The sequence below is a fragment of the Pseudidiomarina indica genome (assembly GCF_900104245.1).
Classification (GTDB): Bacteria; Pseudomonadota; Gammaproteobacteria; order Enterobacterales; family Alteromonadaceae; genus Pseudidiomarina; species Pseudidiomarina indica.
On sequence record NZ_FMXN01000007.1, the window covers coordinates 116,328 to 133,927 of the forward strand.

A 17,600-nucleotide genomic window follows, 5' to 3' on the forward strand; every position below is an offset into this window, starting at 1 on the left:
TCAGTAAATACGCAAATCGGGCGTTTTTACACCTTTAAGTAAGTTGTATCCGCTAAACACTTCTCATAATAGTCGGTCCAACGTACCCCTTCACGTGGTGCAATGTTGCCTTTACGTACTTCGCGGTCAATGAACTTCTTCACGGTTTTCGCCATAAAGTCCGTATTGTACTGCATGGTCTCAAGAACTTTCTCAGCGGTGGTGCCGTGCACGATTTCTTCAATGTAGAAATCACCTGGTTCGTCGTCATGGCAATAAATATGCACTTCAGTCAAACGACCAAAGAGGTTGTGCATATCGCCCATCACGTCTTGGTAGGCGCCGGTTAAGAACAGCCCCACGTGATATTGCTCCCCTTTGCGTAAGCTATGCATGGGAATGTTATCGCTGATTTCAGTTCCTTCAATGTATTTACCCAATTTGCCGTCGCTGTCACAGGTGATATCGACAATCGAACAACGGACTTCTGGCTTCTCATTAAGGCGGCTAATCGGCACCACAGGCAACACTTGACCAATCGCCCAGGTATCAGCTGCCGATTGGAAAATCGAGAAGTTACAGAGGTATTGGCTGGCTAACATGTCTTCCAGTTCTTCGAGTTCCTGGAACACGAAGTTCTCGCGATCAAGGGAGTCATGAATGTCCGATAAGATTTGCCAATACATGGTATCCAGCTTGGCCATCTCTTCTAATGACAAAATCCCCAGTTTAAACGCTTCATATGCGCTCTGTTTAAACGATGCGGCATCGTTGTAGCGTTCCTGCGGGTGCATGTCGTGGCCGTTCACCAGCTCGCGCATGTTGCTCACGAGAATGTGTTCACCTTCCGCTGGGCTAATATCAAATTTAGCACCAGTGTTTTTGATTTCACCGACAATGTTGGTGACCACACAGCTATGGTGAGCGGTAATTGCTCGGCCGCTTTCACTCACCAGGTTCGGGTGGGGAACTTGCTCTAAGTCGCACACCTGCTTCACCCCATAAACCACGTCCGCGACGTATTCTTCCGTCGAGTAGTTGCGTGAGGAGTCGGTGGTGGAACTGGTGCCGTCGTAGTCAATGCCTAACCCGCCGCCAATATCGAGGTACTCGAGTGGCACGCCCAGCTGGACGAGTTTGGCATACAAACGGGCGCCTTCGGCAACCGCTTCTTTGACTTTACGGATATCCGACATTTGGCTACCAATATGGAAATGCAGCAGCTTTGCGCAATGCAGCATGTCTTCTTTTTTCAATAAATCGATGACGTTCAGGATTTCCGTAATGCTCAGACCAAACTTGGCCCGATCGCCACTGGAACTGGCCCATTTACCAGTGCTCCGCACCATCATTTTGCTACGTAGGCCGATGATCGGTTCAACGCCGAGCTTTTTCGACAGCGGAATCAGCATTTCGAGTTCACTGAATTTCTCAATGACGATAATGATTTTACGGCGCAGCTGACGGCCTAGTAGGGCAAGAGTGAGATAATCTTCATCTTTGTAGCCATTTAATACCGTCAGGGCGTTCGGGTTTTCGTTGTAAGCGAGCACCGCCATTAGCTCAGGTTTAGATCCTGCTTCTAAGCCGTAATCGTAGGGTTCACCTGCGTCGATGATTTCTTCAACCACTTCGCGCATTTGGTTCACTTTGATTGGGAACACGCCCACATAACGTGCCTTGTATTCAGCCTCCGCAATGGTTTGGGCAAACGTCTCGTTCAGAATTTCTACTTGTGAACGTAAAATATCGTGAAACCGAATAACCGCTGGTAATTGAATCCCTTCTGCTAGAATTTCTTCCACCACTTCTTGCATGTCGATGGTGACATCAGGTAAACGGTGGTTGGGCGCAATTTGAATGTTGCCGTTTGCGCCGATTGAAAAATAGCCGGCACCCCAACGGTTGACGCCGTAGAGTTCTTCGGCATCATCAATGGTCCAATCTTGAGACATGATTACAGTGCCCCCTTTTCGTTCAAAATAATGAGCAACTCGCGGACAATTTTGGCCGCAAACACATCGGAATTACCCGTAGGGTCAATTTCAGGGGAGAGCTCAACCACATCCGCACCGACGAGATTTTTTTGCCGTAATAACTTCATTAAACTCACGTACGAATGGAAATCCTCACCGCCCGGTTCCGGTGTTCCGGTACCCGGCAAGAAGGCTGGGTCAAAGTAATCAAGGTCTAGCGTGAGGTAAATAGGGCGATCGGCTGCCAATTCAGCCACGCTGTCTAAAAACGCTTGCCGTGATTTGCGGATAGTCCCGTGTTCATTCATGAACTGATATTCTTCTCGCGTGCCTGATCGAATGCCGTACTGGATAAGCTGGTGGCCAGGACCAAAATGATCCAACGAACGACGAATAATGGAAGCATGCGAAAAATGATAGCCTAAGAAACCATCACGTAAATCAGCGTGTGCGTCCAAATGCAACAACACCAAATCGGGATATTGCTGCAGGTATTTACGAATCGGCGCATACGAAATTGAGTGCTCACCGCCTAGGGTTAGCACGCGAACACGATGCTGCTGTAAATCGATGGTGCCAAAGAGGGCATCAAATTGGTCGGTGGCGTGTTGCCACTGTGCTTCAACATCATCACTCGCGCCGAGTGATAAATTCCCTAAGTCATAAAACGGATAATCAAAAAGATCTGCATCCAGGTAGGGCGAATAGCTTTCAATGTCTTCAGAGACAGCACGTAAGCCATCAGGCCCATTACGCGTCCCTTTACGAAAACACGCTGTGCCATCGAATCCGAACCCAATTATGTGAGTTCGATTCGCATGAATTGCGTGATCAGTCGTCGCACCAAAAAACTCGCGTACCGGTGCAACTGTATTGTTCACCTCGGCGAGCTTGCTCTGGTCAGTAGTTTGATGAGGAATTTGTTGACTCAAGGTGACACACCTCCATGGGTTCAACAGGGTTGATGACAGCACATTTTAAAAGGGGCATATTATCTGCTTTTATGCCCCTAATTACTACTCTATCCGCGTGGTTGTCGGGACTTTTTTACGGGGTTAAATATTTCATGCTGAATCCGTAGTAAATTTTCAGGCAACGGATTTTTCTTACTCCAGGTTTCTTCCATGGTGACAGTCGTTAATGCGCCAGCTCGCATGGCCGTCATCACGTTACGAGCCCCTTCCCGAATCAGTTCAACGGCATAAACCCCCAGTTCTGATGCCAGGACGCGATCGGTGGCCGTCGGCGGACCGCCTCGTTGAATGTGTCCTAGCAAGCAAGGGCGGCAGGGCATGCCATGTTCAGCTTCGAGTTGCTCCGATAACGCCACCGCACCACCGGGCCACTGATGCTCACTTAACACCATGACATAACTGCCTTGGCCGCGCACCGCCTCAACCCGTTTAATATGCTTCACAATCGCTTCGATGGTGAGGGGTTTATCGCGTTGGAGTTCGGGCAAAATCATGCGTTCCGCTCCCGCAGCCATGGCGCTTTTTAAGCCAATAAAACCGGCATTGCGGCCCATGACCTCAACAATAAACACGCGATCCATCGCATCGGCGGTGTCACGAATTTTATCCAGCGCATCCATGGCAATCGCGACCGCAGTCGAATAACCCACGGTGGAGTCTGTGCCATAGACGTCATTATCGATGGTGCCTGGTACCCCAATGACTTGCCCATCCCAGTGTTGGCTCAAGTGGTGCGCACCCCGAAAAGAACCATCTCCTCCAATAACAATTAAAGCACCAATATTCAGTTCTGCTAAATGACGAGCCGCTTGTTGAGCACTAGCGACCTCTTTAAAACGCGGGCAGCGCGCACTTTTGATGATGGTGCCTGAATATTGCAGAATATGCTGCACATGGTTCGGGGTTAGTTGCAGATAGTTTTGTTCCAGTAATCCTTCAAAACCGTGCCGAAATGCAATCACTTCGAGATCATAATGATCCGCTGCAAGGACAATGGCGCGAATAGCGGCATTCATGCCGGGTGCATCACCGCCGCTCGTTAATATTCCAATCCGTTGTGGGGTTGTTGATTCAGACACTTCGATACTCCTCTGTCCTATTGTCTGATAAGCTCATAAGAAGTTAACTCAAATTACGTTGAAGCGCACATGTCAGAGCAAAAAAATATTTATTTAGCCGCCGCGCAAGCGGCAAACTGGGCTGCGCAATGCTTGCAAAAAGCCGGTGCCGCCCCTGCCATTGCTGAGGCCATGGCTCACCATTTAGTCGCTGCCGATTTACTGGGATTCCGGACCCATGGGTTGATGCGGCTGGGTTATAACATTCGTTGTTTGCAGCAGGGTGAAACCCGTGGCAACGGCGAACATGTGGTGGAGCACCAACGAGCTGCCTTGCAGCTGTGGGATGCGAATTACCTATCAGGTCTTTATGTGGTACCCAAAGCGGTGAATGCTGCTATCAGCATGGCGCAGCAATGTGGCACAGGCACTGTCGTGATTAAGCGCGCCCAACATGTGGCGGCGCTCGCGGTTTATTTGGAACAAGCGATAGCGGCAGGCATGCTCATTCAAATGATGTGTGCGACCCCAGGCCAGCAAGCGGTCGCACCGCATGGGGCAAAATCGGCGTGGTTTTCACCGAATCCATTTGCTATTGGCGTGCCAACCCAATCCCAACCCATTCTATTGGATATTAGCTTATCGATGACGGCTGCAGGGAAAGTTCGTCAAGCCATCGCGGAAGGGCAACCACTGCCATACCCCGCTTTGATCACTGCAGCGGGGGACTACACCACCGATGCGGCGACCTTTATGACAGAACCAGCCAGTGTGTTAGCGCCTTTAGGGGGGAGAGATTTGGGCTATAAAGGGTCGGGCTTGTGCTTGTTCAGTGAAATTTGGACCCTTGCCTTAAGTCAATTTGGCCGACATCAAGAAGAGCCCAACATTGCGGCCAATACGGTTTGGTTACAAGTGATTGACCCCAGTACCTTTGGTTCACTGGAAGCGTTTCAAGCGCAAACCCAAGCCTTGGTGGATGGCATGAAAGCCGCCACGCCCATAACGCCTGCACACCCGGTGCGAGTACCTGGGGAAGGCGCTTTAGCGACGCGTGCGCAGCAATTGCAACAAGGCATTGCATACAGCCCTGCGTTATGGCGCCAGTTGATGAAAGTGGCACAGCAGATTCAAGTGCCACTTCCTACGTCACAAAACCTTAGGGCTGAAGTCGAGTGATTTGCCAGCCGTTATCGGTTGCTTGGTAACTAAACCGATCATGTAACCGGTAACGGCCGCCTTGCCAGAACTCAAAGTAATCGGGCCGTATGAGGAAGCCGCCCCAATGACTGGGCATGGGCACGGTTTGGTCTTGGTACTGCTCCGTTAATTGATGATAACGGGCTTCGAGCTCGTTCCGATTTTGAATTGGGGCACTTTGTTGTGACGCGAGCGCTCCCAATTGACTCGCACGTGGGCGGCTATAAAAGTAAGCCGCATTTTCTTCGGCTGTGAGCCGCTGGGCGGTGCCCTCAATTCGAATTTGCTGCTCCAAGGCCAGCCAAGCGAAGTGCATGCCTACCTGAGGGTTCGCTGCAATATCGCGGCCTTTGGAGCTGTCATAAGAGGTGTAGAAAACAAACCCATCGGCGCGCACTTCTTTAAGTAACACGATGCGCTGATGGGGCCGTTGATTTGCATCAACGGTTGCCAAGCTAAACGCCGTCGGATCGCTCAAAGAGGCGTGTTGTTGAGCCAAATTAAACCAGTGTTTAAATTGCTCGATGGGGTTGTCGGCTAACGCATCGCGGCGCAGGTGGCTTTGCGTATAATCGCGACGGACATCTTTTAAATCCATGACTACTCCCTATTGATTAGCTTGGTAAACCACGTGTCCAGCAACCACAGTTGCCAATACATTATTGTGCCACAACTGAGTCTTGGCTTGGGCAAAAGGATCCTGATCAAGCACAATAAAATCAGCCCATTTTCCCGGCTCCAAACTTCCCAGCTGCTGTTCCTGACCTGCCGCATAAGCCGCATCGAGCGTAAATGCTCGCAGCGCCTGTGGCAGGGTCAATGACTCATGAGCATACCAGCCATCGTCGGGTTGATTATTGCGATCTTGGCGCGTGACGGCTGCGTGTAAGCCGAAAAATGGATTCGCATACTCCACAGGAAAGTCCGAGCCGGCGGCAACGATTGTGCCTTGCTGAGTAAAGGTTTGCCATGCATAGGCCCCTTGTATACGTGCAGTGCCGAGGCGATCTTCGGCCATATTCATATCGCTGGTAGCATGGGTTGGTTGCATGGACGCAATAATATCCAGAGCCTTGAAGCGAGGAATATCATCAGGATGAACAATTTGTGCATGTTCAATGCGGTGTCTGAGATGGCGGCCACCCATCTGGGCAAAGGTTTGCTCATAGGCATCTAAGACGACGCGATTAGCGCGATCACCAATCGCATGGGTATTTACTTGAAAGCCATGGGCAATGATCAATTGCAGCAGCTGTTGGATCCGCTCAGGAGAGGTGACCATCAGCCCCTGTTGGTGTGGGGCGTCATGGTAAGGTGCTAACAAGGCAGCCCCTCGGCTGCCCAGCGCTCCGTCGCCATAGATTTTGACACTCCGAACGGTGAGCTTGTCGTCAGCCGTGTGGTACGGGCCGGCAGCCAGTAATTCAGGGAGCTGCGGCTCGGTAGCAGCTAACATGCCATAAATTCGCAGCGGTAACTGGTCGCGAGCGGCAAGTTCTTGATAAGCAGCCAAGGTTGTAGCCTCAATACCCGCATCATGAACGCCCGTAATACCTTGTTGCACCAGATGAATCATGGCTTGTTGTAGGGCCACTTGCTGTTGTGCTTGAGTGAGCGGCGGAATATGTTGGGCAACCAGCTGCATGGCGTTATCGATCAGCACCCCGGTAGGCTCACCTTGTTCATCCCGAATAATTTCACCCCCTTCAGGATCTAGTGTGGCAGCAGTGATGCCGGCGAGTTCCAACGCCTTGTGATTGACCCAAGCGGCGTGACCATCAACGCGTGAGAGGTAAATGGGGCGATCTTGAACTAATTCTTGCAATGACGCTGCTGTTGGAAACTGGCGCGAATCCCATAACTCTTGGTTCCAGCCGCGACCAACAACCCAGGGGAAATCTGGCTGCGCCTTCGCATAGTCAGCCACCAACTGAGCTGCGTGCTGCTCAGAGGTGGCGTTACGCAAGTCCACTTGCTGCAGGGTTTGGCCTAATCCCAGCACATGTCCATGGGCGTCAATTAAGCCGGGCAGCAGGTAGTTTCCTTCTAAATCTTTACGTCGCTTGGTCCAATGGGGAAATGCCGCTTCCAACTGTTGTTGCTGACCAACGGCAACCACGCGGCCATCACGCACAATAAGCGCATTAAACTGCTTGAGCTGTGCGGTCTCGCCTGGATGCCCAGTGAGCGTATAACCGGTAAAGTTGTGATAAAACACATGGGTCGCTCCCACATAAATGGGAAATAACAAAATAATTACAAAACCAAGCAAACGTAAAATAGTCATATTGATCTCTTCATTTGACTTGTGAATAGATTTGGTACCGCCTGTGACGCCATTAGCCTGTTAGCAGTTAATTTACAATTTGGTAACAGAACGGCTTCAAAACGTCATCAATTGGTGTACAATACGCTAAATGTTAATAAACATTAAGGCGCAAGAAATTCATGAAAATACTCATTATTGGCTCACAATTTTTCGTGCGTGCTGGGCTTATTCAAGTGCTGACAGGTTTCTCAGATGAATTGGCAATTTATGAAGCGCCAACCTTTGCTATTGCCCAAGAGTATTTGCATCACCAAAGTGACTATAACTTAATTTTTCTAGATATGGATATTCCGGATGTAGAAATCCGTCCATGCTTGCAGACACTGAAGAAACTATCACCGTCAGCTCATATTGTGTTATTGAGTTGGCCGCGGCCATTATCCGAAATTCGCCAAGCATTGAGTAATGGTGTACGAAGCTATTTGCCAAAAGATGCGAATGCTGAAGAAGCCAAGCAAGCGGTGCGTCTCTTGTTGCAAAACGACCGTTATTTACCGGAAGAATCTCGCCTGAGTGACGCGAATACTCGGCAAGGGCCAGTGGAACATTTTTTATCACCGCGCCAACTTGAAATTATGCAGCTGTTGGCACAAGGGTTGTCGAATAAAGAAATTGCCACTATTTTAGGTATTACCGAAGGGACAATTCGAGTTCACTTATCGGCAATTTTTAAAGCCATCAGAGTGTCGAATCGAACGGAAGCAACCTTATGGTATTTATTACGGCAAAAACGCTTGGTGAATTAAATGGATATGGCGCAGTTGCTGGCAAGTTTGCAGCAAACCAAACACGCCCCGACAGAACGTTGGAACCCTCCTTATTGTGGTCCCATTCCCATTCATATTGATGAGCATGGGTATTGGCACTATCAAAACTCGCTGATAAAGCGGCAAACCTTGGTTAATTTGTTCGCCAGTGTGCTGGTACACGAAGCAGGGGAGTATTTTTTGGTGACCCCTGCCGAGAAAGTAAAAATAACCGTAGCGGATGTGCCCTTTATAGTAACCACCTGGCAGCTCATTCGTGAGCAAGATATGGCAGTCATTCAAGTGACCACCAATATTGGTCAGCAGTTTGCTTTGTCGCAAGAGCATCCCTTAATTGTTCGCGACGATATTCCCTATGTGGATTGTGGGCGCGAACTGTGGGCGAAAGTTCATCGTAACGTGTTGTATCAATGGAGTGATCTAGCACAGCTGGAAACCACCGCGAATGGGGAACGGTACTTTATTGAAAGTGCAGGGAGTAAGTTTTATCTCACCAGTGCCTCACAAAGCAGCTAGCGCAGGCAGCGCAAGCGATGAAGTTTGCCTGTCACTCAAGGCTACTTTATCATACGCACTTTCATTTCCATTCAAGCTTGAGACATAAGTCATGACGCCGATCAGGATAACGCTTGCCCAACTGGATTTTACGGTGGGAGCGATCACCCGTAATACCGAAACGATCCTTGCGACCCTCAACCAGCATGAAACAAGCGATTGTATCATTTTCCCCGAATTAGCAATGACGGGCTACTCGCCAGAAGACTTATTGCTGCGTGATGATTTGCTACAGCAAGTGGATGAGGCAGTTGCGCGCATTGCTCAAGCGGCAGTACACCAGGTGTTGATTGTGGGGCATCCGCACCGGGAAGGCGGTTCTGTGTATAACTCGGTGTCCGTTTTGCACCAAGGTCAGTGCCTCGCGCGTTATCACAAACGGCGATTACCGCAAACCGGTGTGTTTGACGAACAACGTTACTTTACCGCAGGGCAGACTCCGGTTCGATTTCAGTGGCAAGGGAAAACCTTTGGCTTGTTGATCTGCGAAGATCTTTGGCATCCAGAGCCCCTCCAGCAGTACGCTGAGGAGTCGCTTGATGCCTTGATCGTGGTGAATGCATCGCCGTACGAGGTGGATAAGCATCAACAGCGTTTGCAAGTTCTGCAGCAACGTCATAAAGAGCGAAGCGTTCCTATTTTTTACGTGAATCACTGCGGTGGGCAAGATGATTTAGTGTTTGATGGGCATTCATTGGTGCTTGACCAGCAGGGACAACTGCTGGCGGAATTGCCGCATTGTGAACCGGCTTGTGCCTCGTTGGTTTGGGGAGCTGATGGGTTGGTGCTAGAACAGCACCAATATGCCCCACGCCCAGCGCAAAACAAGCTGGCTGAGGTGTATCAAGCGTTGGTGTTGGCGGTGCGCGATTATGTGCGTAAAAATGGGTTCCAAGGGGTGACCATCGGGCTATCGGGAGGGATTGATTCCGCGTTAACCTTAGCCATTGCAGTGGATGCCTTGGGAGCCGATAAAGTTCATGCAGTGATGATGCCGTTTCGGTATACCTCCCAAATGAGTCAAGACGATGCTGCTGAACAAGCGCAACGAATGGGTGTTCGATACGATGTGGTTCCGATTGAGCCTATCTATGAGGCGCTCATGCAGCAGTTAGCGCCGTTATTTGCTGGTATGCCGGCGGATACCACCGAAGAGAATTTGCAAGCACGTGCTCGTGGCATATTATTGATGGCGGTTTCTAACAAAACCCAATCACTTGTCCTAACAACGGGCAATAAGAGTGAGCTGGCGGTAGGCTATTGCACCTTATATGGGGATATGAATGGCGGGTTTGCTCCGTTGCGCGACGTTTCTAAAACACTCGTGTTTGAATTATCCCGCTACCGCAATACTCTGGCAGAGGTGATCCCAGAGCGGGTGATTACTCGTCCACCATCGGCAGAGCTTGCGCCGGGACAAGTCGATCAAGACAGCTTGCCAGAATACGAAATTCTTGACCAAATTCTCTCTTTATATGTGGAGCAAGACTGGTCAGCAGCGGCCATGATTCAAGCTGGATTTAATGAAGCTGATGTCTTGCGTGTGATACGCTTGGTTGATATTAATGAATATAAACGGCGACAAGGGGCTGTGGGGCCCAAAATTACCGCCCGTAATTTTGGGCATGATCGTCGCTACCCAATCACCAACCATTATCGCTATGAATTAGAGCGGCAGGTGCGTTCGCGGAGTTCACATGAAAAAAATTGAAGCAATTATTAAACCGTTTAAGTTAGATGACGTGCGGGAAGCGCTCTCTGAGATTGGTATCGCTGGTATGACGGTGTCTGAAGTGAAAGGATTCGGGCGCCAAAAAGGACACACAGAGTTGTATCGTGGTGCCGAATATATGGTCGATTTCTTACCTAAAGTGAAATTGGAAATTGTGGTGGCTGACCATCAAGTGGAACAGTGCATCGATACCATTATTGAAACGGCTCAAACCGGTAAAATCGGAGATGGGAAAATCTTTGTGACGAATGTCGAGCGAGTGATTCGGATTCGTACCGGAGAGGAAAACGAAGACGCGGTGTAACCACCGCGTCCATGGAATAGTTGGCGAGCTTGCGTTACTTCTCTAAATACCTGCTTTGCGGGAAGTTATGCGCTAGGGTTGCCAACGCATCGTCTTTTAACTCAGTTAACCCTAATACTTCATACGCTTGCGCCATCACCGCCAAGGCATGTTCCACTTCGGGTGTATCAGCAAAGTTTTCCAAAATGTATTTCCCACGATTTGCCGCGGCTAAATAAGCTTCCCGTTTCATGTAATAATCTGCAACTGCCAGTTCGTGGCGTGCTAACCGGCTTTTAATACCAATCATCCGTTGGCGCGCATCCGCTGCATATTTACTGTCAGGGAAGCGCATCACGAGCTCGGCGTAATCGTCAAATGCTTCTCTTGCTTTAGAAGGATCTCGGTCAGCACGATTCACCCCAAGCAGATCTTGGAATAAATTTTCCGAAACGCGTTCATTGGTCAGGCCGCGCATATATAGAACGTAATCAATCGCCGGGTGATTCGGGTTCAGGCGGGTGAAACGGTCAATCGCCGCCAAGGCTTTGTCGATATCACCGGTCTTGTAGTAGACGTAGATGAGATCCAGCTGAATTTGATGCGTCAGCGCGCCAAATGGAAACCGCGTATTGAGTTCTTCAAGGGTTTGCCGCGCGCCAACATAGTTGCCACCATAAATGGAGCGCTTCGCACGCTCGTAGCCAACTTCGACATCGGTGATGCGTTCATTGGAGTATTCATCAGGTGAACTAGAGCACGCTGTTAAGATTAATCCGGCAACACAAGCTACAATTAGACGGAATTTCATAATATGATTTTTTATCTCTGTTGATTTAACTTTGGTGCAGCGTCCTAAACACAGGTACACTATACGGCACGACTTTTACGCATTCTAGCGCAGCATGGGCTGCTTTCACAGGTCCTATTTCGATTTTATGAGCGAACAAATTTCATTAACAGGTTATGTCCCCGATTCCGCAAATGGTAAGCGCTTGGACCAAACTCTCGCCGAGATGTTCCCAGATTACTCACGGTCACGGTTAAAAAGTTGGATCACCGAAGGTTGTGTTCAAGTTGAAGGGACAGTAGTGGATCGCCCCCGCGAGAAAGTGTTGCAAGGGATGGCGATTGAAGTGACGGCTGAACTGCAGCAAGAGCAACGATTTGCTGCCCAACCCATGGCGTTAAATATCGTTTATGAAGATGACGATATTATGGTGATTAACAAACCTGCCGGCTTGGTGGTGCACCCAGGGGCGGGAACCCCTGATGGCACCTTGTTAAACGCGCTACTGCATCATTTTCCGGCTATTGATCAAGTGCCTCGCGCAGGAATTGTTCATCGTCTGGACAAAGACACGACTGGATTAATGGTGGTGGCAAAAACTATCCCCGCCCAAACTCACTTGGTGGCGGCGCTGCAAAACCGCGAAATCACGCGGGAATATGAAGCCATTTGTAATGGGGTATTAACGGCTGGAGGGGTGATCGATGAACCGATTGCACGACATCCGACCAAGCGCACTCATATGGCGGTGGTGGCGCTGGGGAAACCCGCGGTCACCCATTACCGTGTGGCGGAACGGTTCCGTGCGCACACGCACCTGCGGTTACGTTTAGAAACGGGACGGACGCACCAAATTCGAGTCCATATGGCGCATTTGCGACATCCGCTAGTGGGCGACCAAACCTATGGGGGACGTCCGCGTCCGCCCCAACAGGCCGATGAAGCTTTCCTGTTATGTTTAAGACAGTTTCGTCGTCAAGCCTTGCATGCAATCCGCCTCGAGTTGCACCATCCGATCACGGGAGAATGGATGACGTGGGAAGCGCCCACCCCTCCTGATATGGTGGAGTTATTACAAATGCTGCGCCGCGATCGGGCTCAGCATGGGATGGATGATTAAGGAGGCGGGCCATGCTGTATCCGTTGTCTTGGTCGTTACCCCCTGGCGTTCAAGCAGCGATTACTGATAGGGTCTGCCCGGGCAATCTTGCCAGTCATGTTCATGCTGACCCTAGTGCCGTGATTCGCCACCGTCGCCAGCTGATGCGACAGTTGGAACTGCCGGTGGCACCGCGTTGGCTGCGGCAAATTCATAGTGCGCAGGTCGTTCATTTTAATGATGCCGCTCCAACCGTAGCTGCTGATGCGATTTATGCGGATCATGGCCCAGCGGTCTGTGCAGTTTTAACCGCCGATTGTTTGCCGATTTTATTATGCAGTGGTGATGGTTCTCAGATTGCGGCCATTCACGCAGGGTGGCGGGGCTTGGCCCAAGGGATCATTCAGCAAACCCTGCAGCAGTTTCACGGTCCACGAGAAACCATTCTAGCTTATTTAGGCCCCGCCATTAGCGTGCGAGCCTTTGAAGTCGGCGAGGATGTTCGGGCTGCATTTTTACCACTGCATGCAGTTGATTCGACTACTTTTCGCCCCCATATCCCTGGTAAGTGGTATGCCGACCTCAGCCAAATAGCCGCACGCTTATTGGCGCAAGAAGGCTGCCAACGGGTGACCTTCAGTCAGCAATGCACCTACTACGATCAGCGTTGGGATTCTTATCGTCGTGATCCTCACTGTGGGCGCTTTGCTTCCTTAATTTGGAAAAATAATTAACCCAAGCGCTTGAAATTCACCCACCAATACCCACATTAATAATCAGGTTAATAAGATTCTTAGAGGGTGAATCATGCGAATCGATAAATTTACGCACAAATTTCAACTGGCGTTAGCGGATGCACAATCGCTCGCACTGGGGCATGACCACCAGTTCATTGAGCCGGTGCATGTGATGCATGCATTGCTGCATCAAGCCGACGGAGCACTGCCGGCCTTATTGGCTTATCTACAAATCAACACGCACGAGTTTGCGCAACTACTGGATGCGGCGATTCAAAAATTACCGCAAGTTGAAGGAGTGGGCGGAGATGTTCAAATTTCATCGGCCACCGCCAAATTGCTTAACTTGTGTGATAAGTACGCCCAGAAACGTGCGGACCAGTTTATTTCATCGGAATTATTCCTCTTGGCTGCCACCGAAGATAAAGGCGCATTAGGGGAAATATTGAAGCGCCTTGGCGTCAGCCAAACCAAGGTCGAGCAAAGTATTCAGCAGTTGCGAGGTGGGGAAACCGTGGACAGTCAAAGTGCAGAAGACCAACGTCAAGCATTAACCAAATACACCATTGACCTGACCGAGCGCGCCGAACAAGGAAAGTTGGATCCGGTGATTGGGCGCGACGATGAAATTCGCCGGACCATTCAAGTATTGCAGCGCCGAACCAAAAACAATCCGGTATTGATTGGTGAGCCGGGTGTGGGAAAAACCGCCATTGTGGAAGGGCTGGCGCAACGGATTGTGAATGGCGAAGTGCCAGAAGGGCTCAAGAACAAGCGGGTTTTATCCTTGGATTTAGGTGCGCTGTTGGCGGGCGCAAAATATCGAGGTGAGTTCGAAGAGCGTTTAAAAGCCGTGTTGAACGAACTGAGCAAAGAAGAAGGCCGCATTATTCTATTCATCGACGAATTGCATACCATGGTGGGTGCAGGGAAAGCTGAAGGTGCGATGGATGCAGGGAATATGTTGAAGCCTGCGCTTGCGCGGGGAGAATTGCACTGTGTGGGTGCCACTACCTTGGATGAGTATCGCCAATACATTGAAAAAGATGCGGCATTGGAACGACGCTTCCAAAAGGTCTTGGTGGAAGAACCTTCGGTGGAAGATACCATCGCTATTTTGCGTGGGTTGAAGGAACGTTATGAGGTGCATCACTCGGTCCAAATTACTGACCCAGCGATTGTAGCAGCAGCGACATTGTCGCATCGTTACATCAGTGATCGCCAATTACCCGATAAAGCAATTGATCTGATTGATGAAGCGGCCTCCAGTATCCGGATGCAAATCGACTCGAAGCCTGAAGATCTCGATCGCTTAGACCGTCGTATTATTCAGTTGCAGTTGGAGCAAAAAGCGCTGCAAAAAGAAGAAGATGACGCCAGTAAGAAACGCTTGGAACTGTTAGAGCAAGAGTTGAAGGAACAGCAACGTCGTTATGCCGAGCTCGAAGAAGTCTGGTTGGCGGAAAAAGCGGTGGTCCAAGGGGAGCAAGCTATCAAAGCCAAGCTTGAAGAGGCGAAAATTGAACTTGATATTGCGCGGCGAGCCGGTGATTTGAACCGGATGTCGGAGTTGCAATATGGGCGCATTCCCGAATTAGAACGACAATTGCAGGCTGCAGTCGATATTGATGACAGTGGCATGACGTTATTAAAAAATAAAGTCACCGAAGAGCAGATCGCTGATGTGTTGTCCCGCTGGACCGGAATTCCGGTGAGTAAAATGCTTGAAGGCGAGCGGGAAAAATTACTGCAAATGGAAAACTTGCTTCATGAGCGCGTGGTCGGTCAAAGCGAAGCGGTCGGTGCCGTGGCCAATGCGATTCGTCGTTCTCGGGCTGGTTTGTCAGATCCGCAACGTCCTATTGGTTCCTTTTTATTCTTGGGACCGACCGGCGTGGGGAAAACGGAATTGTCCAAAGCGCTGGCGCACTTCTTGTTTGACACCGATGAAGCCATGGTTCGCATTGATATGTCGGAATTTATGGAGAAACACTCCATTGCTCGATTGATCGGAGCTCCGCCAGGATATGTGGGCTATGAAGAAGGGGGTTATTTGACTGAAGCTGTGCGACGTCGTCCGTATTCTGTCATTTTGTTGGATGAGGTTGAAAAGGCGCACCCCGATGTCTTTAACATTCTTCTTCAGGTGCTTGATGATGGTCGGTTAACGGATGGTCAAGGGCGTACGGTTGATTTTAGAAACACCGTGGTGATTATGACTTCGAATATTGGCTCGGATGTGATTCAAGAAAACGCACACCAGCATACTTATGAAGAGATGAAAGCCGAGGTGACTCAAATACTGACGCAATATTTTCGTCCTGAGTTCTTGAACCGAATTGATGAAACCGTGGTGTTCCATCCGTTAGGCAAAGAACATATTAAGAACATTGCACAGATTCAGTTGGCCCGTTTATACGCTCGGTTGGCAGAGCGTGATTACTTGGTGCAGATGTCAGACGCAGCTCTGGACCACTTGGCCAGTGTTGGCTTTGACCCGGTCTATGGTGCGCGGCCATTGAAACGAGCAATTCAACAAGAGTTAGAGAATCCATTGGCACAAAAAATATTGGCAGGTGAACTTTTACCACAACAAGCCATCCAAATTGATTGTAACGATGGACGCTTAATCATCTCCCAGTAGGCTGAGTCATCAGCCTGTCTAAAAGCCGAGCAGCCAACCTTGCTCGGCTTTTCCTATTTATTGCTGTGATGAAGCTATGGTATGCTTTGCGGCCACAATGTTTGGGGAAAGTAACTATTATGCCAAGTAATAAAGAGCAGCCAACCGCGTCAGCAAAGAATAAGGGAGTTTTTTTGCTACCGAACTTATTAACGACTGCGGGTCTATTTTCTGGATTCTTTGCGATTATTGCCGCCATGAACGGTCAATTTGAATCGGCCGCAACCGCTATTTTTATCGCGATGGTGTTTGATGGTCTGGACGGGCGAGTTGCTCGAATGACAAATACTGAAAGTGCATTCGGTGCTGAATACGATAGTATGGCGGATATCGTATCATTTGGAATGGCGCCCGCTCTGGTGATGTATAGCTGGGCGTTAGGCGACTTAGGGAAATTAGGTTGGCTCGCAGCATTTATCTTCGTGGCCGGCGGTGCATTACGTTTAGCCCGCTTTAATACCAATTTAGCCGTTGCCGACAAACGGTATTTCCAAGGGCTTGCAATTCCGAGCGCTGCAGCAATTGTTGCTGGATTTGTTTGGGTGGGCAGTAAATATGATATTGATCCTGAAAATGTTGCCTACATCGCAGCGTTTTTAACGATTGCCGTTGGATTATTAATGGTCAGTAACTTCCGTTACCATTCTTTTAAGGATGTGGATTGGCGGAACCGTGTATCCTTCATTGCTATTCTGCTTGTTGTTTTGGCATTTGTCGTAGTCGCTACCGAGCCGTCACTTGTTTTATTCTCGATTTTCTTGTTGTATGCGATTTCTGGTCCTATTACGACGTTCCGTACAGTGAAACATATTAAGCTGGAACATGTGGTGGGCGATACCGAATGTGAGTTGGGTGATGGCGAGGCTGAAAAAGCATCAACCAGCACCAAATTCGAGCAAAAAACGAATGAAAAAACAACACATGATTAAAAATGCAGCGATCGATTCGCAAATGTGAAAAAAGATCTTGCAGAAGGTTCGGGGATCCTTATAATTCGCCGCCGTTGTCACCGAGTCGTGACAGCCGTTAAGAGCAGCGGGACTGCAAAAAAAGATCTAAAAGGATCTTGACCTTAACGACCGGTTGCGTATAATACGCATCCCGCTTCACCAGACCTGAAGCGAACGTTCTTTAACAATTTACCAAGCCAAGCAAACTGTGTGGGCACTTCCGAGAATTCAGTGCAGAGAAATAGGTGTCTTAGACACCACCTGACTGATTGAAGAGGTGCTTAACAAACAAAGCTTTATTAAGTCATTGATTCAATGGGTCGATTAAACACTTTAAATTGAAGAGTTTGATCATGGCTCAGATTGAACGCTGGCGGCAGGCCTAACACATGCAAGTCGAGCGGTAACAGGGAGTAGCTTGCTACTTTGCTGACGAGCGGCGGACGGGTGAGTAATGCTTGGGAACTTGCCTTTGGGAGGGGGATAAC

Annotated in this window: 15 protein-coding genes and 1 rRNA gene; 10 read left to right on the forward strand and 6 right to left on the reverse strand. The window is 49.5% G+C overall.

Features of this window, described 5'->3' with window-relative positions; genetic code table 11:
• Window positions 1–26 precede the first annotated feature (26 nt).
• The 3 genes from speA to BLP64_RS07305 all read right to left on the reverse strand — a co-directional run bounded on the left by speA (window position 27) and on the right by BLP64_RS07305 (window position 4,008).
• Window positions 27–1,934 carry a biosynthetic arginine decarboxylase gene (speA, locus tag BLP64_RS07295; protein WP_092593213.1) on the reverse strand — a complete coding sequence of 636 codons (1,908 nt, stop codon included), beginning with the start codon at window positions 1,932–1,934 and terminating at the stop codon, window positions 27–29.
• 2 nt (window positions 1,935–1,936) lie between these two features.
• Complete coding sequence (gene speB / locus BLP64_RS07300; protein WP_233340124.1) at window positions 1,937–2,887, reverse strand: agmatinase; 951 nt, start codon at window positions 2,885–2,887, stop codon at window positions 1,937–1,939.
• 89 nt (window positions 2,888–2,976) lie between these two features.
• Window positions 2,977–4,008, reverse strand: a complete 1,032-nt coding sequence (locus tag BLP64_RS07305; RefSeq protein WP_233340125.1) for a 6-phosphofructokinase — start codon at window positions 4,006–4,008, stop codon at window positions 2,977–2,979.
• Window positions 4,009–4,077: 69 nt separating this feature from the next.
• Here BLP64_RS07305 and BLP64_RS07310 point away from each other — a divergent pair, with 69 nt between their 5' ends.
• Entirely contained in the window at window positions 4,078–5,166 is a 1,089-nt protein-coding gene (locus BLP64_RS07310) for an Ldh family oxidoreductase (RefSeq protein WP_092593215.1), read from the forward strand.
• Here BLP64_RS07310 and pdxH read toward each other — a convergent pair.
• Both pdxH and BLP64_RS07320 read right to left on the reverse strand, forming a co-directional pair.
• Window positions 5,147–5,785, reverse strand: coding sequence for a pyridoxamine 5'-phosphate oxidase (gene pdxH / locus BLP64_RS07315; RefSeq protein WP_092593217.1), 639 nt, complete (start codon window positions 5,783–5,785; stop codon window positions 5,147–5,149). The two genes, BLP64_RS07310 and pdxH, sit on opposite strands and share 20 nt — an antisense overlap.
• A 9-nt stretch (window positions 5,786–5,794) precedes the next feature.
• Window positions 5,795–7,474, reverse strand: a complete 1,680-nt coding sequence (locus BLP64_RS07320) for an amidohydrolase (RefSeq protein WP_092593219.1) — start codon at window positions 7,472–7,474, stop codon at window positions 5,795–5,797.
• Between the two features lie 161 nt (window positions 7,475–7,635).
• Here BLP64_RS07320 and BLP64_RS07325 point away from each other — a divergent pair, with 161 nt between their 5' ends.
• The 4 genes from BLP64_RS07325 to glnB all read left to right on the forward strand — a co-directional run bounded on the left by BLP64_RS07325 (window position 7,636) and on the right by glnB (window position 10,874).
• Window positions 7,636–8,262, forward strand: a complete 627-nt coding sequence (locus BLP64_RS07325; protein ID WP_092593221.1) for a LuxR C-terminal-related transcriptional regulator — start codon at window positions 7,636–7,638, stop codon at window positions 8,260–8,262.
• On the forward strand, window positions 8,263–8,799 hold the full coding sequence (locus BLP64_RS07330) for a DUF1285 domain-containing protein (RefSeq protein ID WP_092593223.1): 537 nt from the start codon (window positions 8,263–8,265) through the stop codon (window positions 8,797–8,799).
• A 91-nt stretch (window positions 8,800–8,890) separates the two neighbouring features.
• Complete coding sequence (locus BLP64_RS07335) at window positions 8,891–10,549, forward strand: NAD+ synthase (protein ID WP_092593225.1); 1,659 nt, start codon at window positions 8,891–8,893, stop codon at window positions 10,547–10,549.
• Window positions 10,536–10,874: a nitrogen regulatory protein P-II gene (glnB, locus tag BLP64_RS07340; RefSeq protein ID WP_092593227.1), complete on the forward strand. Its 339-nt coding sequence runs from the start codon at window positions 10,536–10,538 to the stop codon at window positions 10,872–10,874. Before BLP64_RS07335 ends, glnB begins: the two co-directional genes overlap by 14 nt.
• Before the next feature lie 34 nt (window positions 10,875–10,908).
• Here the strand turns inward: glnB and BLP64_RS07345 are convergent, their stop codons facing one another.
• Window positions 10,909–11,664, reverse strand: coding sequence for an outer membrane protein assembly factor BamD (locus BLP64_RS07345; protein WP_092593229.1), 756 nt, complete (start codon window positions 11,662–11,664; stop codon window positions 10,909–10,911).
• Between the two features lie 127 nt (window positions 11,665–11,791).
• On the opposite strand from BLP64_RS07345, the gene rluD reads away from it, so the two are divergent.
• The 5 genes from rluD to BLP64_RS07370 all read left to right on the forward strand — a co-directional run.
• Window positions 11,792–12,763 carry a 23S rRNA pseudouridine(1911/1915/1917) synthase RluD gene (gene rluD, locus BLP64_RS07350; RefSeq protein WP_092593231.1) on the forward strand — a complete coding sequence of 324 codons (972 nt, stop codon included), beginning with the start codon at window positions 11,792–11,794 and terminating at the stop codon, window positions 12,761–12,763.
• An 11-nt stretch (window positions 12,764–12,774) separates the two neighbouring features.
• Window positions 12,775–13,476 (forward strand): peptidoglycan editing factor PgeF, encoded by a 702-nt coding sequence (gene pgeF / locus BLP64_RS07355; protein WP_092593232.1) that lies wholly within the window; start codon window positions 12,775–12,777, stop codon window positions 13,474–13,476.
• A gap of 73 nt (window positions 13,477–13,549) precedes the next feature.
• Window positions 13,550–16,123 carry an ATP-dependent chaperone ClpB gene (clpB, locus tag BLP64_RS07360; protein WP_092593234.1) on the forward strand — a complete coding sequence of 858 codons (2,574 nt, stop codon included), beginning with the start codon at window positions 13,550–13,552 and terminating at the stop codon, window positions 16,121–16,123.
• A gap of 119 nt (window positions 16,124–16,242) precedes the next feature.
• Window positions 16,243–17,091, forward strand: a complete 849-nt coding sequence (gene pssA / locus BLP64_RS07365) for a CDP-diacylglycerol--serine O-phosphatidyltransferase (protein WP_092593236.1) — start codon at window positions 16,243–16,245, stop codon at window positions 17,089–17,091.
• Window positions 17,092–17,447: 356 nt separating this feature from the next.
• Window positions 17,448–17,600: ribosomal RNA gene (locus BLP64_RS07370) — 16S ribosomal RNA — on the forward strand; the annotation flags it as partial.

Bases quoted from the DNA above. Each gene is read 5' to 3' on its own strand.
- glnB (WP_092593227.1), top strand. From the start codon at position 10,536: ATGAAAAAAATTGAAGCAATTATTAAACCGTTTAAGTTAGATGACGTG.
- pssA (WP_092593236.1), top strand. From the start codon at position 16,243: ATGCCAAGTAATAAAGAGCAGCCAACCGCGTCAGCAAAGAATAAGGGA.
- BLP64_RS07310 (WP_092593215.1), top strand. From the start codon at position 4,078: ATGTCAGAGCAAAAAAATATTTATTTAGCCGCCGCGCAAGCGGCAAAC.
- clpB (WP_092593234.1), top strand. From the start codon at position 13,550: ATGCGAATCGATAAATTTACGCACAAATTTCAACTGGCGTTAGCGGAT.
- pgeF (WP_092593232.1), top strand. From the start codon at position 12,775: ATGCTGTATCCGTTGTCTTGGTCGTTACCCCCTGGCGTTCAAGCAGCG.
- BLP64_RS07335 (WP_092593225.1), top strand. From the start codon at position 8,891: ATGACGCCGATCAGGATAACGCTTGCCCAACTGGATTTTACGGTGGGA.
- speA (WP_092593213.1), bottom strand. From the start codon at position 1,934: ATGTCTCAAGATTGGACCATTGATGATGCCGAAGAACTCTACGGCGTC.
- BLP64_RS07320 (WP_092593219.1), bottom strand. From the start codon at position 7,474: ATGACTATTTTACGTTTGCTTGGTTTTGTAATTATTTTGTTATTTCCC.
- rluD (WP_092593231.1), top strand. From the start codon at position 11,792: ATGAGCGAACAAATTTCATTAACAGGTTATGTCCCCGATTCCGCAAAT.
- BLP64_RS07345 (WP_092593229.1), bottom strand. From the start codon at position 11,664: ATGAAATTCCGTCTAATTGTAGCTTGTGTTGCCGGATTAATCTTAACA.
- BLP64_RS07330 (WP_092593223.1), top strand. From the start codon at position 8,263: ATGGATATGGCGCAGTTGCTGGCAAGTTTGCAGCAAACCAAACACGCC.
- pdxH (WP_092593217.1), bottom strand. From the start codon at position 5,785: ATGGATTTAAAAGATGTCCGTCGCGATTATACGCAAAGCCACCTGCGC.
- BLP64_RS07325 (WP_092593221.1), top strand. From the start codon at position 7,636: ATGAAAATACTCATTATTGGCTCACAATTTTTCGTGCGTGCTGGGCTT.